This window comes from Rhizobium sp. 2YAF20 (assembly GCF_052114685.1).
Taxonomy (GTDB): domain Bacteria; phylum Pseudomonadota; class Alphaproteobacteria; order Rhizobiales; family Rhizobiaceae; genus Rhizobium.
Map to the genome: position 1 here is coordinate 16,527 of NZ_JBFRFF010000023.1, position 19,002 is coordinate 35,528.

General features: G+C 57.3%; 16 protein-coding genes and 1 pseudogene. 8 read left to right on the forward strand and 9 right to left on the reverse strand.

All coding sequences use genetic code 11. The features are described 5' to 3' along the window. Positions 1-158 precede the first annotated feature (158 nt). Positions 159-347 (reverse strand): DUF3309 family protein, encoded by a 189-nt coding sequence (locus AB4Z52_RS22795; RefSeq protein ID WP_442220244.1) that lies wholly within the window; start codon positions 345-347, stop codon positions 159-161. A gap of 205 nt (positions 348-552) precedes the next feature. Next, positions 553-1,014 (reverse strand): NUDIX domain-containing protein, encoded by a 462-nt coding sequence (locus AB4Z52_RS22800; protein WP_442220175.1) that lies wholly within the window; start codon positions 1,012-1,014, stop codon positions 553-555. A 93-nt stretch (positions 1,015-1,107) separates the two neighbouring features. Between AB4Z52_RS22800 and ku (AB4Z52_RS22805) the strand changes: the two genes are divergently transcribed. Beyond that, a complete protein-coding gene (gene ku, locus AB4Z52_RS22805) occupies positions 1,108-1,914 on the forward strand; it encodes a non-homologous end joining protein Ku (RefSeq protein WP_442220176.1) in 807 nt (268 codons plus the stop codon). Here ku (AB4Z52_RS22805) and ligD read toward each other — a convergent pair. Further along, complete coding sequence (ligD, locus tag AB4Z52_RS22810) at positions 1,911-4,493, reverse strand: DNA ligase D (protein WP_442220177.1); 2,583 nt, start codon at positions 4,491-4,493, stop codon at positions 1,911-1,913. The genes ku (AB4Z52_RS22805) and ligD overlap by 4 nt on opposite strands. 3 nt (positions 4,494-4,496) lie before the next feature. Further along, a complete protein-coding gene (ku, locus tag AB4Z52_RS22815) occupies positions 4,497-5,375 on the reverse strand; it encodes a non-homologous end joining protein Ku (RefSeq protein WP_442220178.1) in 879 nt (292 codons plus the stop codon). A gap of 128 nt (positions 5,376-5,503) precedes the next feature. Between ku (AB4Z52_RS22815) and xth the strand changes: the two are divergent. Continuing rightward, positions 5,504-6,195, forward strand: a pseudogene (gene xth / locus AB4Z52_RS22820) (exodeoxyribonuclease III). Between the two features lie 7 nt (positions 6,196-6,202). After that, the gene (locus tag AB4Z52_RS22825; protein WP_442220179.1) at positions 6,203-6,466 is read left to right on the forward strand and encodes a hypothetical protein; all 264 of its coding nucleotides are present in this window, start codon (positions 6,203-6,205) and stop codon (positions 6,464-6,466) included. Between the two features lie 262 nt (positions 6,467-6,728). Here the strand turns inward: AB4Z52_RS22825 and AB4Z52_RS22830 are convergent, their stop codons facing one another. Then, complete coding sequence (locus AB4Z52_RS22830) at positions 6,729-7,001, reverse strand: hypothetical protein (RefSeq protein WP_442220180.1); 273 nt, start codon at positions 6,999-7,001, stop codon at positions 6,729-6,731. Between the two features lie 183 nt (positions 7,002-7,184). Here AB4Z52_RS22830 and AB4Z52_RS22835 point away from each other — a divergent pair, with 183 nt between their 5' ends. Continuing rightward, positions 7,185-7,499, forward strand: coding sequence for a helix-turn-helix domain-containing protein (locus AB4Z52_RS22835; RefSeq protein ID WP_442220181.1), 315 nt, complete (start codon positions 7,185-7,187; stop codon positions 7,497-7,499). 578 nt (positions 7,500-8,077) lie between these two features. Here AB4Z52_RS22835 and AB4Z52_RS22840 read toward each other — a convergent pair. After that, the gene (locus tag AB4Z52_RS22840; RefSeq protein WP_442220182.1) at positions 8,078-9,583 is read right to left on the reverse strand and encodes a TniQ family protein; all 1,506 of its coding nucleotides are present in this window, start codon (positions 9,581-9,583) and stop codon (positions 8,078-8,080) included. 755 nt (positions 9,584-10,338) lie between these two features. On the opposite strand from AB4Z52_RS22840, the gene AB4Z52_RS22845 reads away from it, so the two are divergent. From AB4Z52_RS22845 to AB4Z52_RS22855, 3 genes are all read left to right on the forward strand, one after another. Further along, positions 10,339-10,920, forward strand: coding sequence for a hypothetical protein (locus tag AB4Z52_RS22845; RefSeq protein ID WP_442220183.1), 582 nt, complete (start codon positions 10,339-10,341; stop codon positions 10,918-10,920). A gap of 539 nt (positions 10,921-11,459) precedes the next feature. Then, positions 11,460-12,164 (forward strand): metallophosphoesterase family protein, encoded by a 705-nt coding sequence (locus AB4Z52_RS22850; protein WP_442220184.1) that lies wholly within the window; start codon positions 11,460-11,462, stop codon positions 12,162-12,164. A gap of 768 nt (positions 12,165-12,932) precedes the next feature. Continuing rightward, the gene (locus AB4Z52_RS22855) at positions 12,933-14,042 is read left to right on the forward strand and encodes an RHE_PE00001 family protein (protein ID WP_442220185.1); all 1,110 of its coding nucleotides are present in this window, start codon (positions 12,933-12,935) and stop codon (positions 14,040-14,042) included. Between the two features lie 18 nt (positions 14,043-14,060). Here AB4Z52_RS22855 and AB4Z52_RS22860 read toward each other — a convergent pair whose 3' ends face one another. Continuing rightward, the gene (locus AB4Z52_RS22860; RefSeq protein WP_442220186.1) at positions 14,061-15,281 is read right to left on the reverse strand and encodes an amidohydrolase family protein; all 1,221 of its coding nucleotides are present in this window, start codon (positions 15,279-15,281) and stop codon (positions 14,061-14,063) included. A 127-nt stretch (positions 15,282-15,408) separates the two neighbouring features. Here AB4Z52_RS22860 and AB4Z52_RS22865 point away from each other — a divergent pair, with 127 nt between their 5' ends. After that, on the forward strand, positions 15,409-16,575 hold the full coding sequence (locus tag AB4Z52_RS22865; protein ID WP_442220187.1) for an amidase: 1,167 nt from the start codon (positions 15,409-15,411) through the stop codon (positions 16,573-16,575). Between the two features lie 25 nt (positions 16,576-16,600). Here the strand turns inward: AB4Z52_RS22865 and AB4Z52_RS22870 are convergent, their stop codons facing one another. Further along, positions 16,601-17,806, reverse strand: coding sequence for an amidohydrolase family protein (locus AB4Z52_RS22870; protein WP_442220188.1), 1,206 nt, complete (start codon positions 17,804-17,806; stop codon positions 16,601-16,603). 162 nt (positions 17,807-17,968) lie between these two features. Next, the gene (locus AB4Z52_RS22875) at positions 17,969-18,991 is read right to left on the reverse strand and encodes a zinc-binding alcohol dehydrogenase family protein (protein ID WP_442220189.1); all 1,023 of its coding nucleotides are present in this window, start codon (positions 18,989-18,991) and stop codon (positions 17,969-17,971) included. Between the last annotated feature and the right edge of the window lie 11 nt (positions 18,992-19,002).

Below are 19,002 nucleotides of genomic sequence, written 5' to 3' on the forward strand. Positions count from 1 at the left end.
TCTTACGCATTGAACAAGCAGTAAGACAGGCCGACAGAGCCAACGACCGGAATGGGCCATGAGCGGTCGTTGCGATCAATCCAACCGAGCATTGCGATGCAAAAGAAGGGCTGCCCCGGACTATTTGGGGCGCTCGAATGCAAAGTCGCGATAGTTCGTTAAACGGCGGCTCCGCTCGGGAAGCCATGAAGCCCACCGAGCAACCACAACACAATAAGAATAATGAGAACCAGGCCGAGGACCCCGCCCAGTCCCCGACCGCCGTATCGGCCATGGGCGTAGTACCCGCCACCGCCACCCAAGATTATAAGTATGAGCACAATGAGCAAGATCGTTCCCATCGATATCCCTTTCCTTGTCGAAATTCAGTGCAGGTCAAAGGACTTGGACTGAATCTTACCATGGGACGTAGCGCCCGGGGTCGAAACGTCAACGTTCGGTATCGTCGTGCGATTGGCATGATCGGAATGCCATGGAGCTTTCGAGCCAGTCTTCGCCAATGGTCCACGGACGGGCATCCGTCGACAGAGGATAGCCCTTTCCGGAGTACGGTCACGAATCAATCAGCCTCAAGAGCGAAGCGAGGATCGGAAGTTGTCCCTTGAGAATTTTGCGTTCGGCTTCAGCGATGGGAAGCCACCGGGCGCGATCAATTTCGGGGAACGTCCGCTTATTGCCGGAGTGTGGCGGCCATTCGATCTCAAACGAATTGCTGACGATGGCGTCAGCGTCGAAATCCGCTTGGACGGCCCATGCCACAACGGTCTTACCACTGCGCTGACGATATTCGCCGAGCGCAGCAAACTCGCCGTTAATGTCGGCTCCAAGCTCTTCGAACGCTTCGCGCCTGGCGGCCGATAATTCGTCCTCAGCATCGTTCACGAGGCCCTTTGGGATCGACCAAGCACCGTCATCCTTTTTCGCCCAGTATGGCCCGCCGGGGTGAACCAGCAGGACTTCCAGGACATTATTTATATGTCGATAGATCAAAAGCCCGGCACTGCGCTGACCCATGATAAGCGCTCCCTTTGCGATTTGGGTTCGGATCATAGTCCAGGGGAACCAATTTGCGATATCGCCGTTCCATCTCGTCCCACGGAGATCGACATGGCACCGCGTTCCTTTTGGAAGGGCTACTTAAAGCTGTCACTGGTGACTTGCCCCGTCGCAATGACACCTGCGACCTCAGACACTGAGAAAGTCCGGTTCCACACTCTTAATCGAGCGACGAACAACCGCGTCGTCAGCCGCTTCGTCGACACCGTCACCGGCAAGGAAGTTGACGACGAAGACGAGGTCAAAGGCTATCAGCGAGGCGAGAACGAATATGTCATGCTCGAAGACGACGAATTGGAATCCGTCGCGCTGGAAAGTACCCGCACCATAGACATTGAGGTGTTCACGCCGCGTGCCAGCATCGGATGGATTTGGCTGGATATGCCGCACTATCTCGTCCCAAACGAAAAGGTCGGCGAGGAAGCATTTTCAGTGATCCGCGAAGCGATGAGAGCCACCGATATGGTTGGGATTTCACGCGTGGTGCTGTATCGCCGCGAGCGTGCGGTGATGCTTGAACCGAGAGGTGAGGGGATCGTACTTTGGACGCTCCGATACGGTGATGAGGTCCGCGACGAGAGCGACTATTTCGAGGGCATCAAGGCCAAAACAATCGACCCAGCGATGGTCGCGCTGGTCAACAAACTTATCGATGAGCGCACGAAGCCCTGGGACCCGTCCATGGTCACCGATCCGGTGCAAGATAAGTTGCTCGACATCATCGCCTCGAAAAAGAAGAAGGGCGACAAGCGTCCGACCAAGGCGGCACCAGAGACCGAGGCCCCGCCGAGCAACGTCATCAACATCATGGACGCACTGCGCAACAGCATTAAATCCGACCGCCAGAGCAAGCGTTAGGCTGCCTTACCTCTTCTTGGTTTAGGCGCTTCCAACGGCACTGCCGCTGCCTTGAACTCCGCCCAAGGATCGGAAGCCAAGGTCGCCAGCCGCGTCGGGGCATTGGCCGTGGTAAAGTAGGCGGGTCCCACACCCGGGCTCAATTCTTCCCACGCGAGCGGCATTGAAACCGAAGCTCCTGGCCGGGCACGGGTCGAGTAGGCGGCAACGGCGGTTTGGCCGCGACCGTTTCGCAAATAGTCCACCAAGATTTTGCCGGGCCGCTTTGCCTTGGCGACGGTTGAAACAAACCGCTCTGGACTGTCAGCAGCCATCTGATCGGCCATCGCCTTTGTAAACGCCTTGACCGCTGGCCATTCGGCCTTGGGTTTCAATGGCGCAACAACGTGCAAACCTTTGCCGCCCGATGTCTTTACGTAGGAAGCCAGCCCTGCTTGCGCCAAGCGTTGCCGCGTTTCTTCTGCGGCCGCGATAATCTGCGGCCAGGTCACACCTGGTCCGGGGTCGAGGTCCATGATGATCATATCCGGCTTCTCCCAGTTGCCGACCATCGAACCCCACGGGTGAATCTCCAGCACCGACGCCTGTACCAGGCCGAGCAGCCCATCAAGATCGTTGACACTGATCAGCGGTTCTCCATCTGCGTCCTGCGGGTCGCGGACGAGCACGATAGACTTGTTCAATCCTTTCCATGCGTGCTTTTGAAAGAATTGCTGCCCGTTGATGCCATTGGGGCATCGCAGAAGGGAAAGCGGTCGCCCGACAATATGGGGCGCGATATGCCGCCACACCTCGGTGTAATAATCGGCGAGACCCTCTTTGGTTACACCCTCGTCGGGCCAGTATACCCGGTCGGGATGGGTGAGAGTGACTGTTCGCTTCGGTGACTTGGGCTCAGTGCTGACGGGAGATTGCTTTGGCGTCTCGCGAACAATTTCAGTGGGGTCCTTGTCTTCGCGAATGCCTCGGAAGGATGCATGGCGCAGATGGCCATCGCCGGTCCAGGCACGGAATTCGATTTCCGCGACCAGTTCCGGTCTTACATATTGCACAAGCCTCGCATCCTCTGACGACAGACGTGCCGCAAACGGGCTTTCCCCCGTCTTGATGCGATCCAATTGCTTGAAAATGGCTTCCGCGACGGTGTTGGTGAACCCGGTGCCGACGCGGCCAACGTGTTCAAGCTTGCCGTCGTTGTAAACGCCAAGAACAAGCGAGCCGACGGCATTTTTGGACGTCGAGGAGGGCACAAAACCGCCAACCACCATCTCCTGTCGCGACGAACATTTTGATTTCACCCATCCCTTGCCGCGACCGGAGCGATAGGGATCACTGGTAATCTTGGAGACAATGCCTTCGAGGCTAAGACGGCACGCATGCTTGAGGATCAGGTCACCGTTGGCATCGAAATGACCGCTGAACCGAATTTTCCCCATGTCGGTTCCGACAATCCGACCAAGCAGGTCCTTGCGCTGTATCAGTGGAGCGGCACGCAAATCGTACCCGTCGAGATAAAGAAGGTCGAAGGCGTAGAAGATGAAGCGGTCTGTGCGGCCGTCACTGAGATCGGATTGCAAAGCCGAGAAATCCGAGGCTCCAGCTCCCGACTCCACCACAAGCTCACCATCGATCAGCGCCGTGCCAAGCGGCAATTGCTTGAAGGCGGAAACGATCTCGTTTCCGAATTTCGCCGTCCAGTCCAACCCGCTTCGTGTCAGCAGTTTTACGCGACCGGCCTCGATCCTGACCTGCAGCCGATAGCCGTCGAATTTGATTTCGTGAATCCAGCGCTCGCCCGCAGGCGGCTTCGTCACCAGCGTCGCAAGGGCTGGATCGATGAAGGTCGGCAGGGAGCCTTTCTTCGCCCCCTTGAGCGAAGCGGGCTCAACGCTCGCGACCTTTGGCGCTAAAGGCTCAGATGGGACGTCAACGACCTTCTGGACCGTCGCAGGCGCTTTCACTCTTGCGTGTTTCGGCTTTTCAATCTTGCCTGTCTTTGACGACCAACCTGGAGCCTCTCCGGCGACTTCGTCCAGGGTACGGCCGGTTTTCACGGACTCGGGACGTTCCTCAAGAATATCATCAGCACCTTCGGGTCGTGCAGCGTCGTCGTCACTTTTGATCAGCAGCCAGTTCTCGTTCTTGTCTCCGGCCCTCTTGCCCATCCGGACCAGATGCCATTTCCCGCCCAGCTTCTCGCCATGAAGTTCGAAATCCAGGTGCCCCTTGGCATAAGCTTTTGCCGGGTCCTTATCCGGTGTCCAGGTGCCCCGGTCCCAAACGATGACAGTACCACCGCCATACTCGCCTTTCGGGATCGTACCCTCAAAATCGCCGTAGTCGAGCGGATGGTCTTCGACGTGCACGGCCAACCGTTTCTCCCCGGCAACCAGGCTCGGGCCTTTGGCAACTGCCCAGGATTTGAGAACGCCGTCCAATTCAAGCCTGAAATCATAATGCAGTCGGCGGGCCGCATGTTTCTGAATTACAAAGCTATTTCCAGCTGCGGTCGGCTTTCCGCCCTCTGGTTCCGATGTTTTGGCGAAATCCCGCTTGGTTCGATATTTTTCGAGCGCCATGGTTCAGCTTGCCTTTCGCTGCGGAGCGGGCGATGGCTTGGTTTTGGCCCGTGATTTCTTCGGGGCTGATTTGGTCTTTCCGGCGGTCTTGGCTGGCTTTTTGCCTGACCCGAACCCAGCGCTCTGTCGCAGAGCCTCCATGAGGTCCGTAACCTTCGCGGGCTTTTGCTCCTTGCGGACCGGGAGGGGTTTGCCTTCGAGCTTTGCTTTCACCAAATCGGCAAGTGCTGACTCGTAGCGGTCGTCAAAGGCGCTTGCGTCAAATGTGCCCTTCTTGGTGTCTATGATGTGCTTGGCGAGGTCCAACATCTCGCCCTTGATTTCCATTTTCGGAATTTCATCAAAGGCGTCTTTTGAATCCCGCACCTCATAATCGAAATTGAGAGTTGTCGCCACGAGGCCCTTGCCGTGTGGATGGATCAAAAGCGTTCGGAGACGACGGAACAGAACGGTCTGGGCGATTGCCGCGACCTTCTTCTTTTCCATGCTGTCGCGCAGCAACGCAAATGCTTCCTCGCCGGTTTTGTCGACGGGTGCGATATAATAGGGCTTGTCAAAGTAGACGTCATCGATGTCGTCGCAATCGAGAAACGCTCGGACATCGAGGATTTTGTCGCTGTGGGGAACTGCGGCTGCAACCTCCTCGGGCTCCAGGACGACATATTTGCCGTTGCTGGCTTCGTATCCCTTAACCTGATCATCCCGCTCGACCGGCTTGCCGGTCTCACTGTCCACAAATTCTCTACGGACGCGGTTGCCGGTGGCGCGATTGAGCGTGTGAAATGCAATGCGCTCGGAAGTCGACGCGGCCGTGAACAACGCTATGGGGCAGGTCACTTCGCCAAATTTCAGAAAGCCTTTCCACTGCGCACGCGGTGCCATTGCGGATTCCTCGTAATCAAAGCGATTCAACGGGATGTCGTCACCTTTGTTCCTGGCCGCGCGATCCAATTCGCATCTTTATCGGCTTCGGCGCGTTCATGCTCGGTGGACATGTTCAAGGAGGCAGCATGAGGATCGCGACCTACAACGTGAACGGCGTCAACGGTCGTCTTCCCGTGCTTGTGCGATGGCTCGAAGAGGCAAAACCGGATGTGGTCTGTCTGCAGGAGCTGAAAGCGCCTCGGGAGAAGTTTCCAATCGCCGATATCGAGAAAGCTGGTTACAGCGCGATATGGCATGGCCAGAAGAGCTGGAATGGCGTGGCGATCCTCGCGAGAGGAGGGCAGCCGTTGGAAACCCGACGCGGCTTGCCGGGTGATCCCGACGACAGCCATAGTCGGTATATCGAAGCGGCGGTCGGCGGCATGATCATCAGCTGCCTGTATTTGCCGAACGGCAATCCCGCTCCGGGTCCCAAGTTCGACTATAAACTCAGATGGTTCGAGCGCCTGACGGAATACGCCGCCGACCTTCTCGAACTCGGCGTGCCCGTGGTTCTCGCCGGGGACTATAACGTCATGCCGACCGAACTCGATGTCTACAAGCCGGAGCGTTGGGTCAACGATGCGCTGTTTCGACCGGAGGTCAAGAACTGCGTTCAAAGACCTCGTCGCGCAAGGTTGGACAGACGCCCTTCGAACCGTGCATCCCGACGAACGCATCTATACGTTCTGGGATTACTTTCGAAATGCCTATGCCCGAGATGCGGGCCTGGGAGCATTCGAGCGACCACGCGCCGACATGGATCACGGTGCGGTAAGCTGAGGATGAGGTGGGCCGAGGAAGACGATGATGCGGAAGACACCCGCGAATACAGCGCCGTCGGCGCGGGAAAACACGTCAGCGAATCCGATTTCGAGGTGATGTCCTCACGCGTCAAGTCCCATTTTATTTCCTTGGGCGGACGGTTTGCGACATTGTCTGACAAGGAACTTTCGGAAATATCGGCCTTTCTCTTCGATCACCACGATCGGAGGGTCGGCGTCGAGAACTTGCTTGGCGAGCCAATATCTCTGCAGCACGAACCGTAAACACCGACTCCAGCTTCGGTGCGCTCTCATTTAATAAGTCCATGACGAAAGCTGGCCGGAATCCATCCATCTCTCGTTCGTTTCCGTATCCGCGAGGGTTGCAGATAATTCGGGTTCCGCCCGACAGGTAGTCCCGGGCTCTGTGGGTATGACCGGGGACCCAAAGTAGCACCTGCGGTTTTGGCGCCTGGCTCCCTGGGAGTTTGATGTGGCAGCAATTGAGGTGTTTAAAGCCGCAAGCTTCAAAGAGCCTCTCTGCGGATCACTTCCACTTATACCGCTCGGGATACCGGGCGACCTTCGCTTCGGTGATGCTTCCTGGATCTCTGTCTTCAGGGGAGAGGTACATCGCCCTTGCCGTCTCGAATTCCAGCAGAAGTTCGAGTTCGTCAAAGCTTAAGGTCTTAGAAATCACAGAGCGCTCGTCCTCCGTCATATCCAGGTAGCCGCGATAAGCTTCCAGTTGATCCGCGTCGATTCCGACGGGGATCCATCTGAGCCGGTAGCGATCACGTAAAGCCTGACCGGTCGCCATCTCCGTTTCCCTCATCCATCTGCAACGCCGTCCGTTGAACATAGCATAAGAAGGTCAGCCAATGGAGCAAACTCAGTTGGTAGAGTGGTCCGAGAACCCGTTTCTTGCCGGTTATGCCGTTAAAGGTATACATCCGCCCAAGCATACCCTATACGGTATATCGTCGGGCAGGAGGATGGTCGAATGATTCACGGTGTCGACTTTAGCAGATTTCGGATTTTGAGGGAGGCGACCAACATGAGCCAAGCCACGGTCGCTGACCTTGCGGGCATCTCACAGGGCAAGGTCTCGACCATCGAGGCGGGTAAGGCGAACCCAGAGGTCGCCACCCTGAATGCAATATGCGCTGCCCTCGATGCCGAACTCATTTTGGTTCCAAGACGAATAGGTGGCGACGTGCGAAGGATGGTCGACCGGCATCTGAATCGTCACGTGGAAGTTAGGGGGCCGGTCATGTCGGTGAGGGACGAGGTTTTCATTCCTGATCCAGAAGATTGAGGGCAACGGTCTACCTTGCTGAACGCCGATCGCGAAGGCCTTTTGCGGAGGATGTCGGCGGAACAAGCATGGCGCCACCGGCAACATTTCGGTGCACCACCCGCGCCCATGCCAACTTTGGGGTGTTAACCGGCGGGGCTTCCGGCTAGCGTGGACTGGCAAATGCCTGCGAGGCTACATGGAACGCGCAAAGCTACTAAAACTCCTTCAGGATGTGCGTATCCGCGCTGAGCGCATGCAGCGATACCTCGATCGAGAGGCACGTTTAGGGCCGCCAGATTTGTCGCAAGCGCTGTCGGATCTGCGAATGAAGGCAACGCGGTTTCAGTCCAAACTTGATTCTCTCAACGCTGCAGATGTTAACGACCTTAGAAAGGTATCTTAGCGTTGGCCGAGTTTCCTGTGGGCGCCAGTCCATAATGAGACTTGCGGGCAACCTAAACAGAATCTTCGTTGCGGCCAGGATTGTCGTAGGTCGCGTGGGCGAACGAACAACAATGCCTCGAGTATCTACCGATTATCGAGGCATTGTTCGCCGATTCAACGGTTTACTTAAAGAATGACCTCGAATTCCGAGATCACGTCCTCTCCGCCCTTTCAAACTCGAGCAAGTCCAGAATCTCCATCGGATCAACGAGCAAACTGGCCAAATTGTCCGTTCCGCTTGCACAAGCGATCCTTCGGAGCCTTCCGTGGAACACTAAGTTTACGACGTCCACGAACGGGATGCTGCATACTCTGGTAGCCGTAAATACATTAATCATATCAGGTGTATGCGTCGTTTTGCTAGTATTCAGCAGAAGTCGTTTCAAAAATGACAAGACCTCCGGCTCTGTAAACCGACCACGACCGTTTCGAGATCTGAGTCCCCTCGCAAGGCACTTTAGCATTCCGTTTTTCACTAGAATTTCCACCTGTTTGACCGTGCATCCAATATAGCTGGCGGCTTCGACCGCGGTGAGCAGGCGCTGATCCACCGGCAAAAGCGACCATAAGAGTTCCTGGTCGACAAGCTGAGAGCCGATCGCACTGTTTGCATCGATGAGTTCCCCGCTCTGCTCAAGCAAGCTGATTACCTGGCTTTCGGAAATGTCGAACTCTTTCGAAGCCGACCTGACAGTGTGAAACCGCCGGGTCGTTCCGGGAGTGTAAAAGGGCTCTCCGCTTGAGATCGGAATGTGGGCCAGAGCGTGGCTCCGAAAAAAGTCGATCAATGGGCCGTAGTGAGGATTCTCAATTTCTCCCCTAAGCCATCGCCAGGCAGGTGAATAGATGCCGCGAATCTTGCGACCCTGGCGGATTGCAGTTCGAACGTGGTCAGAAAGAAAATTGGAGATCGCAGGCAGACCATTCTTGGCGATATCAAAGCCCCTGAAGAACAGGTTCTCGCAGTCAAGGTCGTGCGCTGGGATTGACGGTGGCGTCGGGCAACACGCGCGGCAATCAAACTCGCCAAGTACTTCACACAACTCGACGGCAAGGTACGCGGGGATAGTATCGAGGAAGTCTGATCCGGACGGACCGCAAATTCGAGATGCAAAATAGGCATTAGCGGGATGCGGAATTCGCACCAATCGCGACCCCGATGGTTCGTCGATGTCGATCTTGTCTCCAGCGAGATCATCGCCAAATTCAATCTCGTAGGGCCGATACTGAAGCGGCAAACCATGAGCGGGGCAATCGACCACGACCTTCAGAATGTGCGATGCCCTAAGATGGGGTCGGGCGTTCTTCCGTCCCGCCGCGTCGTTCACATCGTCTGCCACGCAGGCAGGGCAAAACCGCATGCCCACGGTGAACATTTGATGCCGCCTTAGAGCTTGGCCACTGAAGCTCAACATCCTTCCGGGACCGATCGCGAAGCGGGCGAGACGACTGGCCGACACGCCAGTCCACGCCTCTAGCTCCAAAAGCGTCCGCTCATCACCGGACCGCACCTTTAATTTATCGAGACCCACAACCTCGCAGAACTCGACAGTGGATTGGAAACCGTTTGATTTCGCCACACGAGACAGAAAGCTTAAAGGCGTTTCGTCGCCATGAAATTCGACGGTGACGGGGAGACGGGGCGAAGGGAGTGTCATCCGACATACCTTCGTGCGGGTTGGATCCGGCAATCGACAAGCAGATCTCGAGGCAAAGAGGTGTCGACGTCAATCGCGACCAATTTTTCCGGAGACGATCTTACCGCGGTATGGAGCGGCTCCGCGACGATGGCAGGATGCGTTCGTTCCGGACGTAGGACCTTTCGGAGGCGCGATTTTTAGCCTCCGACCTAGCGATATGAGAAATGGAAATTGCCTTTTGGGAACGCATTTTAAACCTCGATGTCGTGGTGCGCCATCCCACCGCCAAAACCGAGAGTTCTCAGTCAGATGGAAAAGCTTTTATTTCTGACGATAGGTGATGGTATCATTGAACTGGTCCGCTGCTGCAATAGATGCAGTTTAGCGAAAAGACCCGGTTGGAGTCCAGATCACAAATCAGAAAAACGTCCAACAGCATTCGGAGCACCATGTCTGTAGCAGGTCGCTTGACCCACTCTCCTTCCCGTTTGACCTGATTGTCGTCCCGCGTGCAAAGTCCGGGCCTCGATCATTCGTCCAGGGATTCTCGCCTGCTGCACGAATTTCAACGGATAGAATGCCGTGCCCCGAGGTAGTAAAGATCCTGCGATGGTGACCATTATGGGCAGTCCTTTGAAATCCCCATACGCTGTTGTCTTGTCCGACGAGAAAACGTTGCTTCTCCAGAGACTGGTAAAGCGAAAGTCGCTTCGGCGCTTGACAGCGCGTCCGCTTGCCCGAAGGCTGTAATTACCGAAATTTAGAAAAGAGAAATGTGGATCAATTTATCTCATCAGGAGACTACGGCAATCATTGCTTCCTTCAGCAATGAACCTATCGCTAAAGATCTTTCGGAACGTCCTCATCGTGATGAGGACAAGCTCCTGTCCGCAGCGCTGCGCAAGTTCGACAATGAGGACGTTACGCCACACGAACTAACGCACCGGACTATCAACGGAGGCTACGTTGTCGGGAGTTTCTGGGTCACGAACGAAGAAGCCGGAATATACGCCGATCCCGCTTTGCTAAAAATATCAAACGAGACAAAAGCCAAGATCGCCGCAATCGACGGTTTCCACGTCAAGCAGATCGCTCTCAACGATAATTGGGCGGCGAAAGGACGACTAGGTGATCGCGACTGGGAGTTTGAGTTTGATGGGATCTCGTGGTCCTTTGGGCTGCTGCCCGAGACATGGAACGACGATAGGTGGATTTATACTGAGGATTGGAAAAACGAAATCGACCCGTCCGATCTCGCGGATGAAAGCGGCCATGATCAGATCATGTCATGCATTTTGCTATCTATCGATAATTTCTCCAAGAGCACGAAAAACCAAGCTCACGAACCCGATTGAAGCTAACGGCATTTGGACTTGGACCCAACCTTCCGATACTAACCATGGTCAACCTCCTCCCTAACCTCGCGCCAAAGAAGGAACCAGACTATCTGGTTCTTTTTGAAGTATGCGATATCATCGCTGCCGTTGTTACTGCTTTTCCCGGAAATTGTGATGAGAGCACTTGCTATACCAAGTATAAACGAGACAAAAAATGGTACAATCAAGATATTAAAGACATAAGTTGCATACTTATCTCCAATGTAGCGATTTGAGGATTGCAGGCGCACGCTTGAAAGAGAGCTTAACGGCGTTGGGTGGAAACTTTGCTTTAATGAGTGCAGAAGACGCTGTGGATATTGCTCGTTACGCGAAGGTTCTAATGGCCCGGAAGGCTTCGTAGCTTTGATCGGGGAGGCCAATACGAAATCGGGCCTAAAGGGCGCGTTTTCAGCGTCTTATGAGAATTCTCGAACGTTTAAAATTGTGCATATTCGCTCCTGCGGATCGTAACCTCTACAAGGTATCACCTGTCGAAAAAGCAGGGGGCTGCAATTTTGAGCACTGAAACTATTCGCTCGAACCTATTCACTTTCTTCGGTGATCCTCACGGCGACTTTTCAGCGGTGAAACAAACGCTTCGTGAAGGGGTGCCACTTGCTTCGGTCTTCCTGGGCGACTTCGATCTCGCTCGCCCCATGAAGGACGAGCTGCAACCCCTCATCGATGGCGGCTCCGATCTTCATTGGATCCACGGGAACCACGACGCGGACCAAGAGCATTGGCATGACTTTGTCTTCGAAAGTGAAATCGCGGATCGGAATTTGACAGCTCGGGTGGTTGAAGTAGCAGGGATCAAAATCGCGGGATTAGGTGGCGTGTTTCACCCAGCAGTTTGGCATCCGAAGGACGGTGAGGGTTTACCAAAATTTAGTTCTCGTGATGAATTTATGGCCAGTCACCAGCGCTCGGCTTGGCGGGGAGGGCTTCCGCTGCGCCATCGATCGACAATCTTTCCGGAGGACTTCAACGCTCTCATTGGGCAAGAATCCCAAATTCTTATTAGCCATGAGGCGCCATCCTCTCATAGGTATGGCCACTCGGAAATTGATGATCTCGCCGAGATTTTGGGTGCCAGAATAATTGTGCACGGGCACCATCACGAGGAGTACGAGGCAACCCTACCCAACGGTATCAAGGTTTTTGGACTCGCAAAAGCGGGCCGCATGTCGATGTCACATGAGCGGCTATTGCAGCTCTAGTTCTTGAGACGCTGCCCGCGGGAGTAGGTCCATCTCGTCGAGGTGTTGTGCGAGATCGCCGCCCCAACAATTTTACAAAAAATGGTGCTTAAAGTGGCCGCATACTACAGCGTCTGGGGTGCGGCAGCGACCCTGCTCGCGTCATATCTATATCCCAACTAAGCTCTGGGACAGCGGTTTTGCAGGTGTCGGTAGCTCGAAGGATGGCTGAGCGTCGACCGATAGACGTATCGCTTGGACGACCAGAGTGTGAGTGCCATTCCAAAGTGTCGCTTCCAGTAACGGGGCCCTGATAATCGGGAGTGCCCGTGCAATGTACCGGGCATGTATCTTGCACAAGACAGACGAGACGAGACGAGGGCAGGATTGAAGTCGGGCGTCACAACTACCGTCTGCGTCGGCACTAAGGGTCCTGTCAGAGTTCGAGCAAGTCAACCAATCGATCAAAAGTAGGCCATGGTCGACGCTTAGGCTGCCGCACTCGAGGGTGGCCAGCGTTCGAGCGGAGGCGCGTCTACTTCCGGCAACTGAGACCATTGATTAAAACGAGACCGAGATTCGGAAAACGGTCTCGAAGTCAACCAAAATGGGCGGGTTTAAGAAAAATGGCGAATACAGGAGGTGCATTGGACACAAAACCCCGAACAATCGAGAAGATCAGATGCGGCTTTGACAAACAAGATCCTCCACGGCGGCATGCGGCCCGGCCTATCTGGAAGCAAATGGCAATGATAGGTTCGGGTACAGGCCACACGTGATGTGATTCCAATGCGATATGATTTGAAGCAACTGCCCCTCAATGCGCTTTTGCCGGCGATGACGCAGGCAGAAGACATGCTTGCGCGGCTCGACGAAAGGGCCTTGCGGCATGTGGTTGCCGAGGGGTTTCGGGAGAGGGGCCACTTCTTCGACGCCGCCGGCGCGCTGTGGGTGGGCGGCGAGCTGATCCACATCGAGGATCTCGTGCTGCACGATGCGCACATGGATGCCCGCGCGCCGACGCATGAATTGACGATCGCCCATGCCGTTTTGCGCGCTCGCCGCCGCCTGTGGGCCGGCGACCCCGCTTGGGGATTGACGACAGCCGGTATTGCTGCTGCGCGCGGCGGGGCGAGCGAGATTGCCGCACCACGCTCCCTGCCGCTTGCTGAGGTCGAAGAAAGCCCTGACGATGAGGAGCATGATGTGCTGGCGGCCGAATTCGCCGAAATAGACGCCGCGATTGCACGCTCCGAACGCGCGCTCGAACATGCAGGGCGGAGTGCGCCCGAGACCAAGGCATTGAACGCTATCGACGCGGATCCTCTTGCGCTCATTCATGACGAGGATTGGGACGAAAACGCCAGGTTGGGAGACTGGCGTGCGGTGATCCGCGATGCGGACCTCTTGCCTCCGGCGCTCGGAGCGGCGGTGCTCTATGACGCATGGGAGCGCATCGAGCCGCTGCGCAGCCAGCACTGGCTGGGCGGCTTGCTGACCAGCGCCTACCTGCGCGCCCGTGGCAAGGTCACATCGCATCTCTTCTGCCTGAATGTCGGCCTGAAGTCCGTTCGCCATGAGCGCAGGCGCTCGCAAGACAGAATGACACGGCTGATCGCCTTCCTTGAGGGGATGGCGGAGGCGGCCGATGCCGGGCTGAAGGAGCTCGATCGGCTTTCGCTCGCCAAGACCCAGATGGAATTGCGTCTGAAGGATCGACGCTCAAATAGCAGCCTGCCCGAGATCATCGATTTCCTGCTGTCCCGCCCGATCGTCTCGGCCAACATGATTGCCAGGCATGTCGGAGTGACCCCTCGTGGGGCGCTCAACCTTGTCGGCGAACTCGGCGTGCGGGAAATGACCGGCCGCGGCCGTTATAGGGGCTGGGGCGTTCTCTGACTGAACGCAACTGGCCGGTCAGCGAAGCAATCTTCCCCGCGGATTTTCGAACGTCTTGCGTCCGCTTTTCCAGCCTGCCAATGCGGGACGGATTTCTCGGACGATCGTCGCCGCCTCCGGTGCGTCGAAGAGCACGATGTCGGCCGGCATGCCGACCTTCATTGCATAGCTGCGTCCGATCATTTGCGCCGCATCGCAGCTGACCATCGAGAATATCGCTTCCAGGTCGTCGTTGCGCGATGCCTGTGCCACGTTGGCATAGAGATTGGCCATGCGGATCAGCGAGGCGTCGCCGTAGGGCGTGAACGGGTTCAGCACATTGTTTGTAGCGATAGACGTGACGACGCCTTGTTTTGCCAGATCGAGGGCAGGGGCTATGCCGCGCGGCACGAGATGATCACGGTCGCGGCCGTTGAGAAAGAGATCGGTTGCCGGCAACACGGTCAAGCCTATTCCCGCATCGGCGAGTTGTCTGCCGACGAGCTGGACAACGGCCGGCGGCATTGCCGAGAGCTTGGTGACGTGGCCAATTGAGACACGGCCACCATAGTTGCGCCGTTTCGTCTCGGCGATGACAACGGGCAGATCGGTTTTCCCTGGGTCGAGATCGAAGTCCAGATGAAAATCGACCGATGTCCCGTGCCGTTCGGCAAGATCGAAGATCCGGCGGACATGGTCCTCAGGCTCTGGATCGGTGTAGGGGCAGCCACCAACGATATCGGCGCCTTCGCGCAATGCCCGGTCCAGCATCGCTTCTGTTTCGGGCTCTTGCGTCGTCCCCTCCTGCGCGAAAGCGCATATCTCGATATCGATCGCCCAGGCATATTCCTTCTTCAACTGCACGACGGCCTCGAAGGAGCGGAAGCCGGCGCGCGGGTCGATCTCGACAAAGGTCCGCAGCGCCGTCGTCCCGTGAAGGATCGCCCGCTCCAGCACCGTTCTTGCTCTGCCGTAGACATCCTCGACGGTAAATCCCGCCTTGGCTTCGGCGGTCTCGCGCACAGCCTCGGCGAGCGTCCCTTCGCAGATGACGCATCGTTCGAGGATGCCCGCCTTGTCGAGATGGATGTGCGATTCCACCAGGCCGGCGCAGGCAAAGCAACCGAGACCGTTTTCGCGGGGCGCGTTGGAGGAAATCGTCGGCGCGATCGCAGCGATCCTGCCTGACGCGATGCCGATATCGACGGTTTCCGGCGATCCCGGAATGCGGACGTCAGAGATGACCAGATCAAGGCTCACGACCAATTCCTTGCAGGTTATTGCAGTGATAACTTTCTCTATTTCATAGAGACTTATCTCGGTTGCTCGCAAGGCCGCAGACGCATAACCTTGCGACCGCGTCCAACCAACGGAAAGTTTTCGCCGCATGCCCCCGATCAAGGACACCGCCGACGCCTTTGTCGAGATCTTTGCCAAGCCTGTGCAGAACACCAAATCCGGCCTCCTTGCAGGCCTCTCCTTCGCCGCGAAGGATAATATGGACGTTACCGGCAAGGTGACCGGCAACGGCAATCCGTCCTGGCGCGCTGCCCATCAGCCGGCAAAGGCACACGCCGCTGCGGTTGCATCCGTGCTTGCTGAGGGTGCTGTACTCGTCGGCACGACCCATATGGACGAATTCGCCTACAGCTTGATGGGCACCAATGCCCACTATGGTTCGCCGCTCAACACGGCCGCACCAACCCGCGTCCCGGGCGGCTCCTCATCCGGCGCTGCGTCGGCTGTTGCTGCCGGCCTTGTCGATTTTGCCCTGGGGACGGATACTGGAGGCTCGGTGCGACTGCCGGCGTCGTTCTGCGGTATCTTCGGAATCCGCCCAAGCCACGGCGCCGTCGATATGGCGGGCGTCTTCCCGCTTTCGCCGGGCTTTGACACGCTGGGATGGTTTGCCCGCGATGCGACGTTGCTCGCGACAGTCGGCCGGGCCCTTGGTCTCTCCGGCATTTCCGATTTTTGTGCTGCCTGGATGCCCGCCGATATCTGGGATGGGATCGATCCCAAGCTCGCCGCGGCTCTGCGGCCATCCGCCGAAAAGATTGCATCCCGCATCGGCCGGCTGATCACGACCCCATTGCCGATAGCCGGGCCGCTGGCGCGTGCCGATGCCTATCGCTTCTGGCAGGGCCGGGATACCTGGAAGACCATCGGAGGTCAGATAGAAAAGGTTAGCTCCGGCTTCGGTCCGGACATCGCAGCTAGGTTTGATGCGGCGAAATCCGTTGACGAGGCCACTTTTTCCAAGGCGAACGATCTTAGACTTGAAATTGCGGCGGCAATGAACGTGGCGCTTGCCGGCGACGTGGTGATGGTCATTCCGACCGGCCCCGGGCCGGCGCCACGTCTTGATGCATCCCGCGACGAATTCAACGCCTTCCGTGTAGAGGCGCTTGGCCTTCTGTCGATTGCCGGTCATGCCGGCCTGCCGCAGATCTCCGTGCCGGGCGCCGAACTGGAGGGCGCGCCTGTCGGGCTCTCGCTCGCCGGCAGAAGAGGGACCGACGGCGCCCTGCTGTCGCTGGTCGAAGCGCTCTGATCGCATCTGCCAAGGTTCGCAAAGCTTAGCGAATGACCTTGCCATCCCTGGCGACAAGCCTACCGGCTTTGTATACCGATCGACCCCTGGGCACAGCTACGACCGCTGCAGGGATGTGTTCGGCGGCGAGGGTGACGAAATCCGCCCTGGCGCCGACCGTAAGGCCGTGGCCCTCAAGACGCAGGGCCTTGGCACCGGCTGTCGTGACAACATCGAAGGCTGCCGCCAGCTCATCATCAGTGTAGAAGCCGGAGCGATAACCGATCAGCATCGCGCGGCCCAGCATGTCGCCATCGCCGTAGGGCCACCAGGAATCACGGATATTGTCGCTGCCGGAGAAGACGGTGACCCCCGCGGCGCGCAGCAGCGCTACAGGCGGAAAATTATGAGCGCCGGGCGCATTGGTCATGATCGAGACGCCCGATGTTGCAAGCATCTCCGCCGCCCGACTTGCCGCATCGGCCAAGAGATCGCCGAGCCCATAGGCATGGCTGACGGCCACATGACCCTGCATGCCGAGAGCACGCGTGCGGGTGCAGATCTCTTCGATCGTGAAAACACCGAGTGCGCCTGCATCGTGAAGATGGATGTCAACATCGACGCCACGCTTTTCAGCGATGCCGAAGACGATGTCGAGATGGGCAACGGGGTCGCGGTCGAAGCTTGCCGGATCAAGGCCGCCGACCACATCGGCGCCGATGCCGATCGCCTCGTCCATCAGTTCCGCTGTGCCCGGGCATTTCAGAATGCCGCTCTGTGGAAAAGCCACGAGCTGGATGTCGATCAGGTCGCGATATTCTTCGCGAACCTGCAATATCGTCTTCAGCGACTTCAATCCGACCGAGCCATCGACCATCACATGGCTTCGCATCGCAGTCGCGCCGTTGGCGACGCAGAGATCGAGCTGGCTTCGAGCCCGCTCGATCATCGGCGCCGCGATCGCCATGTTCTGATGCTGGAAGGCCACGCGCTCGTGCACGTCGAAACCGTTGGTGCAGGGCTTATGCGGTATCCATTTGTCGCCGTAAAAGCTGGTATCCAGATGAATGTGGCCTTCGACAAAGCCGGGAACGACCAGGCTTCCGCCGAGATCGATGCGCTCCTTCGCCTCAAGCGCCACTGAACCCATCGGCGTGATCGTCGAGATGCGGCCGTCGGCAACTCCGATATCGTATATAATTCCGTCGGGGAACCTGGCGTTGGTGAAAATCGTATCGAGGGGCGGCGTCACGTGAGGCTCCGGAAACAGGCGTCAGAATAGGAGCATCATGGAAGATCGAAAATGGCTTGTATACAAGATAATGTAATCGCGTATCCAATTGCCATCACTTGCACAGAGCCTTGGGGTCTGGGGAAATCCCGACGATTTAGCAGGCGCTGAAGCTTGAGCCGGTCAGCCGTTGCGTTCGATGACAATCTTCAAGGCGTTGCGATGGCTGTCCCAATAGGGGAGGGCCTCTTCTGCCTCATCGAAAGGAAAGACCTTGGATATCAGCGCATCCGCTGTGTCACCTATCGTCTCCAGGTGACGGATAACATTGAGAAAGTCCTGGACCATGGCGTTCCGCGAACCCATGATGTCCAGTTCCTTCAGGTTGAAGAACTGCGTCTGATAGGTGACCGGCGCCTTTGAATAGCCGACATAAACGACACGACCGCCAAAGCAGGCAAGTTCGATCGACTGGGTGAAGGTGGCGGGCAATCCGACCGCTTCGAAGGCGACATCGACCCCGTCGTCGCCTGTCAGTTCGCTGACCTTGGCAACGACGTCTTCAGCCCCGGCGTCGATCGTCTCGACCGCGCCGAACAGGCGGGCAAGGGCACGCTTCTCTTCGCTGAGATCGACCGCAATCACCTCGGCGCCGCGGGCGACGGCGGCAATCAGCACGCCCATGCCGATCATGCCGCAGCCAAGGACCACGACACGCTCCCCCTTGGCGACCCGGCCGCGCTCGACAGCATGAAAGCCGACCGATAAAGGCTCGACCAATGCGAGGTGGCGCGGTGCAAGGCTGTCGTTGAGGATCAGCTTTTCGGCCGGCAAGACGATTTCTTCCGCCAGCCCGCCGTCCTGCTGGACCCCGAGCGTCTTGTTATAGCGGCAGGCATTGAGCTTACCCTTTCGGCATGAGGTGCATTTCCCGCAATTGGTATAGGGCATGACGATGACGCGCCGGCCCGCAGCATAGGCCTCATCGACGCCGGCGCCGACCGCCAGGATCTCTCCGCCGATCTCATGACCGGGAATGCGCGGCAACTTCACGAGTGGGTTCAGGCCCTTGAAGGTATTGAGATCGCTGCCGCAAAGCCCGACATGACGGATGCCGACGCGCACCTGGCCGGCTCCCAGCGCCGCTTCCTCGACCTCGTGAAAATGCGTGATATTTTCCGCTTCGATCATAAGGGCCTTAATCACTGCAACCTCCC